This window comes from Cytophagales bacterium (genome assembly GCA_019456305.1).
Taxonomy (GTDB): Bacteria; Bacteroidota; Bacteroidia; order Cytophagales; family VRUD01; genus VRUD01.
In genome coordinates this window covers 1-17,527 of sequence record VRUD01000086.1, presented here as the reverse complement: position 1 = coordinate 17,527, position 17,527 = coordinate 1, and the positions used below count along the sequence as shown (strand labels likewise).

The following is a 17,527-nucleotide window of genomic DNA, read 5'->3' as shown; positions in this document are numbered from 1 at the left end:
CTGATAATTACGATAAATAAGTGTGCAATAACATGCATTATCTATACATTTTGCTGTTTATGCGAATGTAAATGACTCAATATGTGCGCAAAACAAAAATCTACATTATATTAAAACAGAACCAAAATTTTAAACAATGGATAACAAAAACAATAATCATTATTTAGAAATGGATCTTTTAAGATTCACAACTGCAGGAAGTGTTGACGATGGTAAAAGCACACTGATTGGCAGATTATTGTACGAAACAAAATCAATATTCGAAGACCAGCTTGAAGCCATAGAAAGGATCTCTAAACAGAAAGGTGCTGGCTACGTCAATCTTGCTTTATTAACAGATGGCTTACGCGCAGAACGGGAACAGGGCATCACCATTGATGTTGCCTACCGGTATTTTGCTACCCCTAATAGAAAATTTATCATTGCCGATACGCCCGGACATATTCAATATACCCGCAATATGGTTACCGGCGCTTCTACGGCAAATTTAGCGATCATTCTTGTTGACGCGCGAAATGGATTAACTGAGCAAACCTGCAGGCATTCGTTCATAGCTTCCCTGCTTCAGATAAAGCATATCATATTGTGTATCAATAAAATGGACCTCGTGGATTATGCCCAGGAGATATTTAAAAAAATTAAAAATGATTTTGAAAATTTTTCTTCAAAATTAGATATAGATGATATAAGGTATATTCCAATAAGTGCATTGAATGGGGATAATGTCGTTGAAAAATCTGAAAACACACCTTGGTATAAGGGCGCTACGTTGTTATATACCCTGGAAAATGTTCATATTGGCACTGACTTGAATCATGTTGATTGCAGATTCCCTGTACAGAAGGTAATAAGACCGCATTCAGATAAATATCACGATTTTAGAGGCTATGCGGGTAGAATTGACGGGGGTATTTTTAAACAGGGAGATGAAATTATAGCCTTGCCATCTGGCTTTACAAGCAAGATCAAATCTATTGAAACTTTTGACGGGCCTGTTGATGAGGCCTATCCACCTATGTCCGTTGTTATTACTTTAGAGGACGATATAGACGTCAGCAGGGGAGATATGATCGTGAAGCCCACCAATCAACCTAATATTGGGCAGGATATAGATCTGATGGTGTGCTGGTTGAATGAAAAAAAACTACTGTCAGGTGGTAAATATGCCATTAAACATTCAACCAAAGAAGCCCGGTGTATTGTAAAAGATATTCGTTATAAAGTAAACGTGAATACCCTCCATAGAATAGAAGATGACCTGGAGATTGGCTTAAACGATATTGGCAGGATCCTGATCAGAGCTACCACACCCCTCTTTTACGACAGCTATAAAAGAAACAGGGCTACAGGCAGTCTCATATTGGTGGATGAATTTACCAATGAAACAGTAGGGGCAGGAATGATCTTATGATGGATGATGTCACCCCTAACGGGTGACCACCAGAAAAGGAAGCAGCCGTACATCTGTTAGCTTTTAGCTATTAGCTTTTGGCTTTTAGCTAACAGCTAACAGCCAACAGCTAACAGCTTTTAGTGGAAGTTGCACTGGGTTCTGCTTTTGAGTGGGATACTGGATGTTGGACCCGCCTGCAATATGCCTTTGGCGGGCAGGTGTAGTTCTTGGTTGTAATTTCTACTCCCTACGAATTTACAAATTCGTAATTCGTAATTCGTAATTCGTAAATTCGTAATTCGTAGTATCTGGTTCACCATCAAAAATACCATACACACATGACCCGGAACCTGACATACTCGCATAGATTGCGCCATAATCATAAAGCTTGCCTTTTATTTTAGCCAATTGGGGGTATTTAGCAAAAACCGGCCTTTCAAAATCATTTTTTAGAACATCTTTCCACTGGTAAATATCTGATGTGATAATTTTTTTAATACGATTTTCAGGTATTTCCTGCCTGCCACTTGTTGGCTTATTGGAAGGCAGGCAGGTCGGAATAATACTGCTGTAAGCTTTTGATGTTGAAATTGAGATGCCGGGATAGATCAGAACACAATAATATCCTTTCAGATCAATATTGATCGGTTCAAACACATCGCCTTTCTCTCTCGCAAACATTGGTGTGTTCTTAATAAAAAATGCACAATCGCTCCCTAACACGCTGGCATGCGCTTCCATTTTTTTTAATGAAAGACCAAGATTAAAGACATCATTCAATGTTTTAATGGTAAATGCTGCATCTGCTGAACCACCTCCCAGCCCGGCACCAACAGGTATCTCTTTATGCAAATGAATATGAACAGGCGATATATTATATTTTTTTTTTAGCAATTGCCAGGCTTTAGTGCATAAATTTACATCAGTTCCTTTTTTTGATTTAGAATCCGCAATATTCAAACCCGTAATTGATAATTGTAATTTCGAAGATGGCATTATTTCCAGCGCATCAGTCCAGTTAACCGGATAAAAGCAGGTTTCAATGTTATGAAATCCATCATCACGTTTTGAAATAATATGCAATCCTAAATTGATCTTTGCGTTTGGGAAAACAACCATCTTTCTGATTATTTAGTGTCTGTCTATAATGTCAAAAATATTCGTTAATGAAAATCCAAAGTTTCAACATTAAGTCGGCAGTTGGCAGTCGGCAGTCGGCAGTCCACAATCGGAAGTCGGCAGTCCACAGTCGGCAGTCGGCAGTCGGCAGTCCACAATCAGCAGTCGGCAGTCCACAGTCGGCAGTCCATCCCGAGTACTCTGGAGCAGTCGGCAATTGTTTTTTACCTTTTTGCCGACTGCCGATTGCCAACTGCTGACTTTATCAATTTTGCCTTTTTGCCGATTGCTGACTGCCGACTGTGGACTGCCAACTTTTTAATCAACTTACGAAGTTATGTTTTTACTATAATATATTAAACATTCGACTTTATAGACAAACACTATTTAGTGATACACAATATTACATTAAATTTCCTAAATTTGTGCTATGCACATACTATTAATCCATCAATATTTTTTGGAAAAAGATGATTCAGGCGGCTCACGATTTAACGAAATGGTCAAAGTCTGGGCTCGGGAAGGCCACAAGGTCACTGTAATTGCAGGGATGGTACATTATTCAACAGGAAAAAAAAGAAAGAAATATAGAGGTAAGTACTTCGTGAAAGAAAAATTTGATGAAAATATCACTTTGTACAGATCGCATGTTTCAGCATCATATAATAAAAGTTTTGCCGGCAGGTTTTGGGCCTATTTTTCTTTTGTGTTTTCAAGTGTCATTTGCGGTTTATTTTATGCACGGGCAAAATATAGTGTTGTCTTAGTAAGCTCCCCACCCCTTTTTGTTGGAATTACCGGCCTCGTTTTATCAAAATTAAAACGAATTCCATTGGTATTTGAAATAAGAGACCTGTGGCCTGAATCAGCCATTGACACAGGCGTTTTAAAGAATAAAACCATTATCAGATTTGCATATTGGTTTGAAAAACTTGTATATAAAAATTCCAGGTTAATTAATGCCTTAACACCGGCTTTTCAAATAAAACTTATTGAGGAAAAGAATGTTCCTTCACAAAAGATGATCATGATACCCAATGCTGCTGATTTTTCACTAGTAGAAGCCCACCTGCCTCCCGCAATGCTGGCCCGATGTCCACCGGACATCGTCCTCCCCAAAGGGGGGACTTTGCCACCTGTAGAGCGCAGAGAACAGAGCGCAGAGCGTGAAGCCCCGCCGGTAGAGACGACCAAATTGGGCGTCTCTACCGGCAGGGCTTCACGCTTTGATGTTAAAAAATTTCGCAAAGAGCAAGGATTTGATGACAAGTTTGTGATAATTTACGTAGGAGCACATGGTGTTGCCAACCACTTAATTTCGATGATAGAAGCTGCTGAATTATTAATAGAAACCAATGTATTAATGCTGTTGATCGGTGACGGCATGCAAAAAAAAATGTTAAAAGAAAAGGCACTGGAATTACAAAATGTATTGTTCCTGGACCCCGTGCCAAAATCAGAAATTTTTAAATACATTTTGGCTTCAGATATGGGTATTTCTATATTAAAAAAAGCAGAAGCATTTAAAGCCGTTTACTCCAATAAGACCTTCGACTACATGAGCTGTCAAAAACCTGTACTGATGGCTATAGATGGCGTTTCAAGAGAGTTGGTAGAGGAAGCTGATTGTGGAGTTTATATTGAACCGGAAAATCCAAAAGATTTTGCCGACAAAGTATTGTACTGCATGGACAATAAAGAAAAAATTAAAGAACAGGGAATGAATGGTTATCGCTATGCCAGAAAATATTTTGACAGGAACATGCTTGCGAAAAAGTATCTTGGGGAGATTGAGAGGATTAAAAAAAGATAATTCAAATGAAATGAAAAAAATGTTCACAATATTGCGAACATTTTTTATACCTTTTCGTAAATAAAACTTGAAAGTAAAATTTAAAACATATTATCTTCAAGAACTTTATGAGTATGGAACTGAGATAGGAAGAAAGCCGGAATTTCCTATTGAACTAATTAAACAATATAAAAAGAAGATTGATATTTTAATAGAAATTAATAATATCAGTAAATTAAGACAACATAAAGGACTTCATTTTGAAAAGCTAAAAGGTGATAGAAAAGGTGAATATTCAATAAAGTTAAATAAACAATACCGTTTAATATTTGAACAAATAAAATCAGAGGAACAAAAAGCGATAATTACAGTTTTACTTATTAATGAAATCTCTAAACACTATGAGTAAATATGCAAATGATATGATCCCAAATCACCTAACTCATCCGGGAGAAATTTTAAAAGATGAGTTGGAAGCCCGGAAAATGTTTCAAATTGAGTTAGCAAGAAAAGCAAAATTAACAAAATCGCAGGTTAGCCAGATTGTTAATTGTGAAAGGAATATAACTCCTGAAATTGCTATTAAATTAGAACATGCATTAGGGATAGATGCCGAATTTTGGCTTAATATGCAAAGCAGATATAGCCGTTTAAAATCCTTAAAAGAGCTTCCCAATTTACGGAAAGAACTTATAACTGCTTAATTTTTCTTCAACAACTATCTTTTTATACCTATTCAATTTTTATAACTTCAAATGGTATGCTTAAAATACTACCGAAATCATGGCCTTCTTCCATTGAATCTATATCATCTTCATCATATTGCCACAGCGCCTTAACATCATTGCCTTTTTTGTATAATTTTTCTAATTTCCTTAGAATATCCATTATGGATCTTTTTGAAGCTGTGTTAAGGAATTCAAAATATAATTTTACAACCGTTTTTGTTGCAGGATTTTCACAATATTGATCTATCCAATCAAATAAAATTTTGAAAAAAGCTTTCGCATCATCAGGTATCAGCCTGCCTTCAATTTCAAGTGTACCTTTCTTCGCATCGAAAAACACACCTGGTGTTTTAAATGTTGCTTTTAATTCAAGATTTTGCATTTTTTCTGTTTCTTTAATTCGTCATTCGTAATTCATCATTTTATTGTCCGATCCTCATCCCCATCACCAAAATATCATCCATCTGCTCAAGAGGCTTATTGTTATAGGGATCTATATGGTCTTTCCAGGCTTCTATGTTTTTATCAAGAATTTGTTTCTGCTCTTCCATATTTTTATCACTGATGTCTGTTAAAAGTTGCCTGAAACGGTTGTAGCCGAACTTCTTGCAGTGGTCTCCACCCAATTGGTCTGCATATCCATCTGAAAAAATGTATATAACATCTCCTTTTTGTAATTGTATCTGATGTTTGGTAAAGTTGCCGCCCTTTCCTTGTTCGTATCCTATTGACTGTTTGTCTGGTTTCAATGCCACCAAATCTTCTCCGTAGTATTCTATATTGCCGGTGTTTGTAATGTTTAAATTGGCAATACCTTTTCTGACAATATAAAGCGGGTTATTTGCACCGGAAAATTCTAAAAGCCCCCCTACCCCAGCCCCCCTAAATCCCCCCGGAGGGGGGACTTTCCCTCCCTTCCCCATCCCGGTGGGATAAAGGGGTGGCAAAGTCCCCCCTCCGGGGGGATTTAGGGGGGCTATCACACATAGCGCTATGTCCATACCGTCTCTTGCTTCATCCTCTTTTCCCGTTTGTCCCAAAGTTTTGATAATTGATTTTCTCAATTCAATCAATATTGTGTCCGCTTCTGTTATTCCCTTCCCTATGATTATCTCATTTAATAAGCTGTTGCCTATCATAGACATGAACGCACCCGGCACACCGTGTCCAGTACAGTCTGCTGAAGCTATGATTACTTTATCTCCTATTTTACCAAACCAATAGAAGTCTCCGCTGACAATATCTTTTGGTTTGAACAGCACAAAAGAGTCGGGAAAGTATTTTTTAATTTCATCAACAGAGGGAATGATAGCGCTTTGTATCCGTTTTGCATAATTGATGCTGTCAGTGATCTCTTTATTAGCCTGAAAGAGCTTTTCTTCGGCTTCTTTTCTTTTGGTGATGTTTGTTATAATTGCAATATAATTGACAGGCTCCAGTGTATAATTCAATATAGGTGTAATGTTAAATACTGTACAAAGTGTTTTTCCGTGTTTGGTATTGATCTGTATCTCTTTTTCATAAGAATGGTTCATTGTTAATTCTTTTTCCAATGCTTCTTTTGAACACACATCACAATCTTTATCTGTAAATAACAGGTTAAATTCTTTATTTTGAATTTCATCAAACCGGTAGCCGGTCATCCTTATAAATCCATCATTGATCCATTCTATTTGCGTATCTGTATTCATAATGACAACAGCATTGGAGGTTTTGGATGCTATAAGTGAGAGCTTTTCCAGTTCCTGCCTTGCATTTTTTTCAGAGGTAATATCCTGAATGATGCCCAGCAGTTTTGCAGGCTTATTATTTTCATCCTTTATTAGCTTGAGGTCTGTTTTGATGATGAGCTTCTTATTTTTTTCTGTTACAAGCGTATGTTCAAAGGAATAATCTTCTCCTGTAATAAATACTTTCCTCACAGCGCCATCTAATTTTTCAACAGAAACATCATCTATCATCTCTTTGTAAAGCTTCATATCCGGGTTTATATTTTTTCGGATACCGAGAATGTGATAAATTCCTTCAGACCAGCTTACCTGCTGAGTTTTAAGATCCATTTCCCATGTTCCATTCCATGAATTCTTATTTGTTTCTGCCAATTTATTTTCCAACTCCTGATTTGATGCCAAAAGCTCTTTGATCTTCTGCTCTGATTGTTCCAGGGAAACTGTAAGCTGCCTGAGCCTTGCTTCGGGATTATGTGATTGATCAGAAGGTTTTTGGGAAGTATCCATAGAATAAGTGTTCGTATGTTCATGTGCTCACGTGCCTGCACGCCATAGTTTGGGCTGAGAAGTGTTTCGGCACGCAGGCGTGAACACATGAACACAATTATCTACCTGTCTAAAAATTATCGACAATCCCGATGTCACCCTATCGGGTAATCACCCGTAGGGTGATATCGGGAGTATGTTTACTCTTTAAAGTATCTACTGTACAACAGACATCAGGCAGGCTATAATTTCTGAGGGTTCGGCTCTTTTGGTAAAATCAGCATCTACAAAAGCATAGACCATCTCTCCATTTGTATTAACAACAAAGGTTGCAGGAACAGGCAAATTGTAAGCATCATCTTCACTTTCTCCCTGGGCATCTTTAATATTTATTCCAAATCCTTTAAGCGCAGTAACAGCCTCATCAGGCATATCGAATCGCAGGCCATAAATGGTTAATATCCCGCTTCCATGATCAGATAAGATTGAATATGAATATTGTTTTATTTCGTCTGAATTTTGAATGTATGTAATTGTATCTGGAGAAATTCCCACCAATGATGCACCTAATTTCTGAAAATCTGCCAGTGAGCGCTGCAAAGCTTTTAGCTCTAAACCACAATAAGGGCACCAGTTACCCTGGTAAAATGAAACCACAACCGGCCCGTTTTTTAAGATATCAGATAAATTGATGTCATTCCCAAACTGATCCGGTAATGTGAAATTAGGGGCAATATCCCCGACTTTTGGTACATTGTTTAATTTTCCGGATTCAACAACAGATTCTATAAACCGCTGATCGTGGTCTGCAAATATCTGATGCTTTAATTCTTCTAACTCTTTTTTAAGTCTCATAGTTTAATAAGTTAAGTTGAAATGATTTTAAAGCGCAAAGATAACAAAAAATATATATAAATGAAAATTATTTGCTTACAGTACCTCTTTAAAGTATCTACTGTACAACAGACATCAGGCAGGCTATAATTTCTGAGGGTTCGGCTCTTTTGGTGAAATCAGCATCTACAAAAACATAAATGAACTCTCCGGTTGAATTTACTACAAACGTGGCAGGAGCGGGCTCTATGATAGATTCTTCATCATCTGCTCCCTGTATCTTTTTTATATTTAATCCCAGCCCTTCCATCGCAGTAACAATCTCATCAGGCATATCGAATCGCAGGCCGTAGATGGTTGATATCCTACTTCCCTGATCAGATAAGATTGAATATGAATATTTTTTTACTTCGTCTGAATTTTGAATGTATGAAATTGTATCAGGAGAAATTCCCACCAATGATGCGCCTAATTTCCGAAAATCTGCCAGTGAACGCTGCAAAGCTTTTAGCTCTAAACCGCAATAGGGGCACCAGTTACCATTGTAAAATGAAACCACAACAGGCCCGTTTTTTAAGATATCAGATAAATTGACGTCATTCCCAAACTGATCCGGTAATGTGAAATCAGGGGCAATATCCCCGACTTTTGGCACATTGTTTAATTTTCCGGATTCAACAACAGATTCCATAAACCGCTGCTCAGGGTCTGTATATATCTGTTGCTTTAATTCTGCTAACTCTTTGTTAAGTGTCATAGTTTATTAGGTTAAGTTGAAATGATTTTAAAGTGCAAAGATAAAAAAATATATATAAATGCAAATTATTTGTGTATAATACCTAATCTATTAATGATTCAATCACTCACACTTTCATCATATTTAGTGTATATTTGCAAACTATGAACAAAAAAGTAATCCTCATCATATTAGATGGTTGGGGTATTGCCACCAAACCTGAAGTTTCTGCCATTGATCAGGCTCATACTCCCTTCATGGATTCTTGCAAAAAATATCCCCACAGTAAGCTGCATGCATCGGGTGAATATGTAGGGCTGCCTCAGGGACAGATGGGAAATTCCGAAGTGGGACACATGAATATCGGTGCTGGAAGGATCGTATACCAGGATCTTGTAAGGATCAATAAAGCGGTAAAAGAGAATTTTTTTGAAAATGATAATATACTAACCAGCGCTTTTGACCATGCCAGACAGAATGGCAAAAATGTTCATTTTATAGGATTGGTTTCAGATGGAGGAATTCATTCCCATATTGATCATTTAAAAGCATTATGTACGGCAGCGCAAAAACATCAAATAAAAAACCTGTTTGTTCACGCTTTTACAGACGGGCGGGATACTGATCCTAAATCCGGGATTGGGTTTTTGAAGGAATTAGAAGCGCATCTGCAAAAAACGACAGGACAGCTTGCTTCTGTTGTTGGCAGGTATTATGCGATGGACAGGGATAAACGGTGGGAAAGAATTAAACTAGCTTATGATCTGCTGGTAAATGGCATAGGCACACATACACGTGATATTGGTGAGACTATAAAAAATTCATACGATGAAGTTGTTACTGACGAATTTATTAAACCAATTTTGTTAGTTGATGAAAACGACCAGCCGGTTGCCACGATCAAAGATGGGGATGTGGTGTTATGCTTTAATTTTCGTACGGACAGGGGCCGTGAAATTACGCAGGTACTTTCTCAAAAGGATTTGCCTGAGCATAACATGCACAAACTCAATTTGTATTACATTACTTTAACCAATTATGATGATACTTTTCAGAATGTTCATATTATTTTTGAAAAAGATAACCTGAATAATACGTTAGGCGGGATACTGGCTAAAAATGGAAAAAAACAGATCCGCATTGCTGAAACAGAGAAATATCCCCATGTAACTTTCTTCTTTTCGGGCGGGCAGGAGGAGGAATTTGAAGGTGAAAAAAGAATACTATGCCCTTCTCCAAAGGTAGCCACTTATGATCTCAAGCCTGAAATGAGCGCACTTCATGTCAGGGATGCAATTGTTGTAGAATTAAATAAACAGGAGGTTGATTTTGTTTGTCTGAATTTCGCTAATCCTGATATGGTCGGCCATACAGGCGTGTTTGATGCTGCCGTGAAAGCTTGTGAAACGGTTGACCAGTGTGCAGAAGCTGTGGTAAATGCTGCATTAAAAAACGGATACACATCACTGATCATTGCAGATCATGGAAATTCTGATATTATGATCAACGATGACGGATCTCCGCACACAACTCATACAACCAATTTGGTTCCCTGTATCCTGGTTGATAAAAACTATGAAGTACCGATCAGGGATGGGAAATTGGGAGATCTGGCTCCTACAATTTTAGAATTGATGGGGATTGATAAACCTGAGGAGATGACAGGCAGCTCTTTATTATGAAATAAAAATAAGTGTTTTGTTTGCCAATGTTCAGGGTGTTTTGCATAATATTGTTTGCTATGTTCAATAAACAGCAAATATTGTGTTTCCTTACAGAAAAATGCACTTTTATGGAGATATATTTATGTATTTACAACACTTTTTTGGAGATAAATAGGTATCTTTGCAGCATATTTGAGTCCACTCCAAAAAGTCAATTTTCGCCACAAAAGCACAAAAACACAAAATCCCACAAAAGTTATTTGATTGATTTTCAATGTTTTGTGGGATTTAGTGTTTTGGTGTTTTAGTGGCATTTTTTCTTTTTTAACTTTTTAGAGTGGACTCATATTTTAAGAGAAAAATAATGAAAAGAATCTTATAATGAATTTACTTCATTGGTAAATAACGCATTGTTTTACTGGACGTCAAAAAACGATGCTGAAGTTGATTTTGTGATACAACTACAAAACGAGATTTACCCTTATTTAATAATAATTTTAATGGAAAATGTTTGATTAAACCGCTATCAACGATTCTAAAGGAATATTCAAACCCTTGTGCAAGTTTCTTATCATTTTCAAAGTGAGATTGCGCTTACGTTGAAAAACTTCCGTTACCTTGCTCTTGCTTCCGAAATATTTTGCAACATCGGTTTTTCTTAAATTCATTTGCTCCATCCTGAATTTAATTGCCTCAACAGGATCAGGCGGACCAATGGGATAATGTTTTTTTTCATACGTTTCAACTAAAGTAGCTAATACATCAAGCAAATCACCTTCAGGTGTATTGGCCTTTGCGTCCATTAACTTTTCTATTTTTTCTAATGCCTTTTTATAATCGGCTTCTGTTTTAATAGGTTTTATTTCCATTTTAAATTTCTTTAGCGTTTATTTTATCGTATTGTTTATGTGTTCCTATAAAACGGAGATAAACAATTGAGTAATCGTAGTTAATCTTAACAATAAGTCTATAAGTGTTGCCTTTAATATTGAAAACTACCCTATTATCACCTATAATGCTCACACTTCCATATTGTTTTTTTACATCATTAGAGTTTTTCCAATCTGCCTTTTCCACTTCATCTACCCATGCCTTTAATGCGTTTTCCGAATCTGAATGTTTAGGATTTTTCCAAAAATCTTTTAATTTCTTTACAGATAATATCCTCATACGATGCAAATATACAAAAAGTTCCCTAAATGAGAACTTTATTTAAATCAAAAATCAACTTTATAATAGAATACCGGCAAAAAGCCCAACTGGAGATCTTCTCTTACAGGCGGGGTGCCTCCTGTATAAGTTCGCTTAAAGACATTTTCTGTTCCGAAAATATTCACCAGGTCCAGACCGATTTCATGGGTGAGTTTGCGGGTATTGATTTTATAATTGAGCTTTATGTCGGCTCTGAAATATTGGTTTAATTGTTTTGAGTTCCACCGGGAATAATCGGGTATGCCAAAACCGGCAGAGTCAGAAGCAGCCATGTCATAAGGCGTATATCTCTTGTTTCCGGCTATGGAAACTTTGCCGCCTATGCCAAACGTAGTGTTGCTTTTCTTTCCCCATTGAAATTCCTTTGTACCCAGGAGGTTTACAACATAGTTTCCATTGAAAGTAGTGTTGTATGTTTTACCGTTACTTGCTTTATACTTTGACTCATACAAAGAGGCAGACAGCATAAAGAAATAGGTCTTGCTAAAGAATTTTTCCAATGTAAATTCCACTCCATAGTTTTCCCCTGTGCCCTCATTGATTAGTTTGTCAGGGAAAAACCTGTTCAGGTCATCGCCCGCATTTAGAACAGAATAGGAAGATGACTTAACTTCCACAGGTATTTTGTTTAACCGCTGATAATAGGTCTCTATCCTGATCCTTAAACTATTGTTTAGTGAGTTATCATAAGCCAGAACGTAGTGTGTGCTGCGTAGAAAACCCAATTCTTTATTATATTGCTCATAGCTGCCATCCTTATTTTGCTGACCTGCAAAATAGATGTAAGTCGGAAGCATTTGGCTATGAATGCCCCAACCTAAACTCAATGCCTGCGAAGGAGTGAAACGCCACTTCAAACCTGCTCTCGGTTCGATGGATGCACTGCCGTTAGGTATTAAAAATTGCCCATGGATACCTGTATTTAAAGTAAGCTTATCCGTTATATTATATTTCCATTGTACGTAGGGCTGCAGAAGAAACATAAAACCTTTGTGGTTCAGCCGGTTGACCCACATTGAGTCCGTTTCATCATAAATACTATCTATCATGTTTACCTGCTGATACAGGTCTGTTATAATACCGACTTTAACAGTGTGTCGGGTGTTTAACTTTTTATTTACAAAAAAAGATGCAGAATGTTTGGCCTGGTCGAGATTGTAGCCGAGTTTTTGAAAAATAGTATCTATCATATATTTACCATCTAATATGACAAATTCATCAGTTGTTGTATCCCGCTTAAATTCAAATTTATTCTGAATGTTCTCCTGGTGTTCCAATGAGCTTGAAAGCGTGAGCCGGAGATACGTTTTTGAATTAATGGATTTAAAATAGTTTACCCCGATAACACCCATGCCTGTTTTGAATTGTTCGTCTAAATCAATACCACCATACAACTGGGTTTTGCCAGTATCCAATTGATTGCTTTTTACAATATCAATATTACTGAGCCCTCCAATTCCAAATAGGGAAATACTTCCTGCTTTAGTTGGAAAATTCAATTTGAATGACATATCCTGGTACTTAGGTACTGCATCTGTCCCTATATTAATGCCTAAAGCATGAAATATCTGAAGCGTTGAATAACGGTAACTTATAAGATAAGAACTCTTGTTTTTTTTGGAAATAGGTCCCTCGGCAAATAATTCTGTACCCAGAAAACCCCACTGTCCCGAGAACTCATGATTTTCATTATTGCCATTTTTCATTTTCAGGTCAAATACACCTGCTATGGTGTTGCCGTATTCTGCCGGGAAAGCTCCCGTCATAAAATCTGAGTTTGACAACACTTTATTGTTCAGGATACCTACCGGCCCGCCTGTAGTACCCGAAACACCAAAATGATTTGGATTGGGGATGTTCACTCCCTCAAACCTCCAAAGCGTACCTAAGGGAGAATTTCCCCTGATCACTATGTCATTGCTTGAATCATTATTTCCCTGCACACCTGCAAAATTGGATGCCATACGGGCAGGGTCGGCCCTGCTGCCTGCATAACGCTCGGTCTCCTCAACTGTAAAAGCCCGGGCGCTCACCGTACTCATTTCGTTGATGACTTCGCCTCTTTTCGAAGCGGTAATCTCAACCATTCCTATTTTCACTACCGACTCTTCCATTTCAATATTGAGGATGACTTCTTTCCCTGTGTTAACAATAATATTGGGAATGATCTTCTCCCTGTAGCCAAGATAAGAGATCTTAAGAGCATGCCTGCCCAGAGACACTTCCTCAATACGGAAATACCCGTCAATATCCGCAGTAGTCCCGACAAATTTCGCAGTATCGCTAATGAGCACAAGATGGGCTCCTATCAATGGAAATTTTGACTCTATGTCAACGATCTTGCCTCTTATGGTTTGGGTGATGTCCTGGGCAGCCCCCGTTCCCCCATTAAATAAAAAGATAAGGATAGAAATGACCCGTGTGAAATATAAAAATGATTTCATTGTTAGCAGTTTTAGTTGGTTTAGTTCGATTCAGTCATCAAAAATACATATTAGAAAAACAAGCAAACATTAAATTAGCGACATTTTTAATGTTTGCATAAAATTACGCATTAAAACATTGGCTGGTGGTTCATTCATAAATTGAATTCATCTATTAATAGAAAACCGTAAGCATCTATCAGGAAAAGAGTTTAGGAAATACTCTACTTATGAAATGGAGGTAGATAATGGTTGAGATAGCAGAAAATGCAAAAGACCTTCTGTTGAAATGAAACTAAAATCAATGGAAAAGTGTTAACTTTGCATAAAAATACATTATAACTATGAGCTATAAAGTAAGCATCGTAATAGAAAAAGATGAGCATGGGTATTATGCTTACTGTCCTGAATTAGAGGGGTGTCACTCTCAGGGAGACACTTTTGAAGAGGCAATGGCTAATATTAAAGAAGCTGCAGAACTTTATATAGGGACCCTGTCAGATGAAGAATGCAAAGCCTATTTAAGCAAGGAAATAGTAACCGGAACAATGGAGGTACAAATTGCCTAAATTACCAGACTAAAAGCGAAAGAAGCAGAGACACTGCTGTTAAAAGCAGGCTTTGCAAGAGTACGCAGTAAAGGGAGCCATAGGATTTACAAAAAAGGCAATATAAGAGTAGTAGTACCTTTCCATAGTGGAAAAACAATACATCCCAAAATTGTTAAGCAAATATACAGGGCAATAGAAAAGTGAAGGTGCCCCACCCATCCCCCGTACCCCCAGCCAAAAAAATAAAAATGCATAATTTTTCAAATTACATTGAATACCTTTTAGTCGGCAATCAGCAGTCGGCAGTCCACAGTCGGCAGTCAGCAGTCCACAGTCTACAATCGGCAGTTGGCAGTCGGCAGTCGGCAGTCGGCAGTCGGCAGTCCACAGTCTACAATCGGCAGTCGGCAGTCCACAATCGGCAGTCGGCAGTCCACAGTCCACAGTCGGCAGTCCACAGTCCACAATCGGCAGTCGGCAGTCCATCCCGAGTACTCGGGAGCAGTCGGCAATTGTTTTTTGCCGACTGGGGACTGTGGACTGCCGACTGATTTTTTTGCCGACTGGGGACTGTAGATTGCCGACTTTTCTCTATTTATAGCCTTTTTTTATTCCTTTGTTGCGAAATTAAAGTAAAACAAAAAATATGACCTTGAAAAATAAATTGGTTAGAATCTTACTTTTAGTATTAACAATATTCTTTTCTTCCTGCAATTTAGTGCCTGAAAAAGAAAATACTACCTTGAAGAACAATGAATACTTTGATATAGAAGAATTTATTGACCACCAAATAGATTTATTGGATTCCCTCGATATTAAATTGAGCAAAACGGTAATGTTGAACAATAAAAAAGAGACCAGGACGCTTAAGCAAATTGACTGGAAGAAAGAGCTAGCGCTGTTTAGAAAATTAAATGTCAACAAGCTATCTCTACGGGATAGTTATGAAGAAGACATTATTTCTGAACCTGTAAATAAAACTTTGGTTAAAAATTATACTCCTCTTTATCCTGAGTTGAAAATAAAATTTCTGAAGATAGTGTTCAGTGATAATAATGAAGTTAATTCCATCGAAGGCAGGTTGTTTGATAAAAATGCACTTTATAAAACTGAAAAGTATACTAAATTGAGCTGCAAAAGGCAAGGGGATGACCAGGTAATAATTGACAATTATGAGATATCAGGATACCAGAAAATTATTTTAATGGATACTTTTTATTATGAGATTCGTTCTGAGATAATATTGCTTTCCCCACTGCTTATTAGTCATTAGGTCATTAAGTCATTTGTCATAGTCATTTTTTAAGTACGAATGACGAAGTACGAATGACGAAGTACGAAGTACGAATATTGTCATTGTCAATTGCCGACTGCCTGCTGTTGCTATTGCTACTGCTACCTCTACTGCTTTTCCCTCCATCTTCCATAAAACCCTTCCGCTTTATTAATAAAAGATTCAAGCAGATGTGGTTTTGAACTGGTAGCTTTTCTTTTTTCAAGCAAATCGGGCTTTGGATTAGAATAAATACTGGAATTATTAAATTCAGCAAGCAATGAAACAATGGACTTCTGATAATATTTTAATGCAGTATTGAAATCTTTAAGCCTTTTGTATACAAGCCCAAATCCCTGGTAAGTTTCTGCAATATAAGGATGTTTATCACCAAGGGTAACATGCATTATCTTTAGTGACTTCGTGTAGTATTCCAGCGCTTTTAAATAATCTCCTTTGTCTGAATACACTTCCCCAATCATATTAATATCATATCGGGCTACTTCTGCATGCTCCTCACCGATCACATCCACGTCAATGGTGAGGGCTTTGTTATAAAATTCAAGCGCTTTATCCAGGTCACCTGTTTCGGCATAGTAATTACCAATGTTCGTATAGCAAACAGAAACTTCAAGGTGATGCTCGCCAAATATTTCAATACTTATAGATAATGCTTTATTATAATAATTGAATGCTTTCTCATATTCGTCTATATCCATATAAACGACACCCATATTATTATAAGAATAGGCCAGGTCTAAATGACGCGGATCAAGGGTTTTTAATCTAATGAATAAGGAATGTTGATAATATTCCAAAGCCGTAAAATAATCGCTCTTTTGTTCAAATATAGTTCCAATATTTTCATAGATTGATGCCACTGTTTGATGCTCTTCACCAAAAAGTTTCTTAAAAATGGATAATGCCTTATTAAAAAATTCCATTGCTTCATCATTATTGGCTTTAATGGCATTGATAGTCCCCATGGCATTATAACTTCTTGCAACCTGAAAATGCTCTTTCCCTAATTTTTTTATGCCAATATTCAGAGCCTTGTTAAGATATTCCAGCCCTTTGCCATATTCACCCATAATATAACCCACCGTCCAGCCCAAAGCATTTAGACACTTTAGATAATTTTCCCACTTTGCAACAGTCATGTAAATCTCACCTGCTTTTTCAAAATAGGATATAGAGCTATCGTACTGGCCTATGTGAGAAAACGAAACTGCTTTGGAGAAGTGGCGGTTGGCTAAAGTAGTGTCAGTATTTTGAGCAATAGTTTTTAAAAGTGGTAAAAGACATAAAAGGATAACAATGCTGGTTTTTGATATGTCTAAAAGTGTAAACATCTTATAAAACCGTAAAAACGGTTTGACATGGGCTATTTTTTTCAAACTTCGTTTTAAAAGGAATAGGGAAATAGAGATATAGAGGATATAATAAGGGAGAGGAGTATTAAAGGAGGAACGTATTGATTATACTACGATTCTCTCTCCCCCCTATTTCCCCTATTTCCTTTTTTTCTTATTGCCTTATTGCCAGCAAATTCATCGGATGACCCAAACGCACAACCTGGAGAGTCA

Annotated in this window: 16 protein-coding genes and 2 pseudogenes; 9 read left to right on the top strand and 9 right to left on the bottom strand. The window is 37.2% G+C overall.

Features of this window, described 5'->3' with window-relative positions:
• Positions 1 to 136: 136 nt before the first annotated feature.
• Positions 137 to 1,411, top strand: coding sequence for a sulfate adenylyltransferase subunit CysN (cysN, locus tag FVQ77_15075; protein MBW8051626.1), 1,275 nt, complete (start codon positions 137 to 139; stop codon positions 1,409 to 1,411).
• 237 nt (positions 1,412 to 1,648) lie between these two features.
• Here cysN and FVQ77_15070 read toward each other — a convergent pair whose 3' ends face one another.
• The gene (locus FVQ77_15070) at positions 1,649 to 2,512 is read right to left on the bottom strand and encodes a 4-(cytidine 5'-diphospho)-2-C-methyl-D-erythritol kinase (protein ID MBW8051625.1); all 864 of its coding nucleotides are present in this window, start codon (positions 2,510 to 2,512) and stop codon (positions 1,649 to 1,651) included.
• Between the two features lie 47 nt (positions 2,513 to 2,559).
• Between FVQ77_15070 and FVQ77_15065 the strand changes: the two genes are divergently transcribed.
• The 4 genes from FVQ77_15065 (at position 2,560) to FVQ77_15050 (ending at position 5,008) form a co-directional block, all read left to right on the top strand.
• On the top strand, positions 2,560 to 2,772 hold the full coding sequence (locus FVQ77_15065) for a hypothetical protein (GenBank protein ID MBW8051624.1): 213 nt from the start codon (positions 2,560 to 2,562) through the stop codon (positions 2,770 to 2,772).
• Between the two features lie 761 nt (positions 2,773 to 3,533).
• Positions 3,534 to 4,325, top strand: coding sequence for a glycosyltransferase family 4 protein (locus tag FVQ77_15060; GenBank protein MBW8051623.1), 792 nt, complete (start codon positions 3,534 to 3,536; stop codon positions 4,323 to 4,325).
• 67 nt (positions 4,326 to 4,392) lie between these two features.
• Positions 4,393 to 4,713, top strand: a complete 321-nt coding sequence (locus FVQ77_15055; GenBank protein MBW8051622.1) for an addiction module killer protein — start codon at positions 4,393 to 4,395, stop codon at positions 4,711 to 4,713.
• Complete coding sequence (locus FVQ77_15050) at positions 4,688 to 5,008, top strand: HigA family addiction module antidote protein (GenBank protein ID MBW8051621.1); 321 nt, start codon at positions 4,688 to 4,690, stop codon at positions 5,006 to 5,008. The genes FVQ77_15055 and FVQ77_15050 overlap by 26 nt, the downstream gene beginning before the upstream one ends.
• Positions 5,009 to 5,036: 28 nt before the next feature.
• Here FVQ77_15050 and FVQ77_15045 read toward each other — a convergent pair whose 3' ends face one another.
• The 4 genes from FVQ77_15045 to FVQ77_15030 form a co-directional block, all read right to left on the bottom strand.
• Complete coding sequence (locus FVQ77_15045; GenBank protein MBW8051620.1) at positions 5,037 to 5,414, bottom strand: DUF1987 domain-containing protein; 378 nt, start codon at positions 5,412 to 5,414, stop codon at positions 5,037 to 5,039.
• A gap of 40 nt (positions 5,415 to 5,454) precedes the next feature.
• The gene (locus FVQ77_15040) at positions 5,455 to 7,269 is read right to left on the bottom strand and encodes a PAS domain S-box protein (GenBank protein MBW8051619.1); all 1,815 of its coding nucleotides are present in this window, start codon (positions 7,267 to 7,269) and stop codon (positions 5,455 to 5,457) included.
• A 195-nt stretch (positions 7,270 to 7,464) separates the two neighbouring features.
• Complete coding sequence (locus FVQ77_15035; GenBank protein ID MBW8051618.1) at positions 7,465 to 8,103, bottom strand: AhpC/TSA family protein; 639 nt, start codon at positions 8,101 to 8,103, stop codon at positions 7,465 to 7,467.
• Between the two features lie 97 nt (positions 8,104 to 8,200).
• Entirely contained in the window at positions 8,201 to 8,839 is a 639-nt protein-coding gene (locus FVQ77_15030; GenBank protein MBW8051617.1) for an AhpC/TSA family protein, read from the bottom strand.
• A gap of 143 nt (positions 8,840 to 8,982) precedes the next feature.
• On the opposite strand from FVQ77_15030, the gene FVQ77_15025 reads away from it, so the two are divergent.
• Entirely contained in the window at positions 8,983 to 10,500 is a 1,518-nt protein-coding gene (locus FVQ77_15025; GenBank protein ID MBW8051616.1) for a 2,3-bisphosphoglycerate-independent phosphoglycerate mutase, read from the top strand.
• Positions 10,501 to 10,997: 497 nt separating this feature from the next.
• Here the strand turns inward: FVQ77_15025 and FVQ77_15020 are convergent, their stop codons facing one another.
• Genes FVQ77_15020 through FVQ77_15010 form a run of 3 tightly spaced genes read right to left on the bottom strand, consistent with a single transcriptional unit; the run spans position 10,998 to position 14,138 of the window.
• A complete protein-coding gene (locus tag FVQ77_15020; protein ID MBW8051615.1) occupies positions 10,998 to 11,351 on the bottom strand; it encodes a hypothetical protein in 354 nt (117 codons plus the stop codon).
• Position 11,352: 1 nt separating this feature from the next.
• On the bottom strand, positions 11,353 to 11,652 hold the full coding sequence (locus FVQ77_15015) for a type II toxin-antitoxin system HigB family toxin (GenBank protein MBW8051614.1): 300 nt from the start codon (positions 11,650 to 11,652) through the stop codon (positions 11,353 to 11,355).
• Between the two features lie 47 nt (positions 11,653 to 11,699).
• Positions 11,700 to 14,138 (bottom strand): TonB-dependent receptor, encoded by a 2,439-nt coding sequence (locus FVQ77_15010; protein MBW8051613.1) that lies wholly within the window; start codon positions 14,136 to 14,138, stop codon positions 11,700 to 11,702.
• A 323-nt stretch (positions 14,139 to 14,461) separates the two neighbouring features.
• On the opposite strand from FVQ77_15010, the pseudogene FVQ77_15005 reads away from it, so the two are divergent.
• The 3 genes and pseudogenes from FVQ77_15005 to FVQ77_14995 all read left to right on the top strand — a co-directional run bounded on the left by FVQ77_15005 (position 14,462) and on the right by FVQ77_14995 (position 15,941).
• Positions 14,462 to 14,872 (top strand): annotated as a pseudogene (locus FVQ77_15005) (addiction module toxin, HicA family).
• A gap of 87 nt (positions 14,873 to 14,959) precedes the next feature.
• Positions 14,960 to 15,145 (top strand): annotated as a pseudogene (locus FVQ77_15000) (6-phosphofructokinase).
• Positions 15,146 to 15,320: 175 nt separating this feature from the next.
• Positions 15,321 to 15,941, top strand: coding sequence for a hypothetical protein (locus FVQ77_14995; protein ID MBW8051612.1), 621 nt, complete (start codon positions 15,321 to 15,323; stop codon positions 15,939 to 15,941).
• A 128-nt stretch (positions 15,942 to 16,069) separates the two neighbouring features.
• Here the strand turns inward: FVQ77_14995 and FVQ77_14990 are convergent, their stop codons facing one another.
• Positions 16,070 to 17,293 (bottom strand): tetratricopeptide repeat protein, encoded by a 1,224-nt coding sequence (locus FVQ77_14990; protein MBW8051611.1) that lies wholly within the window; start codon positions 17,291 to 17,293, stop codon positions 16,070 to 16,072.
• Positions 17,294 to 17,527 lie beyond the last annotated feature (234 nt).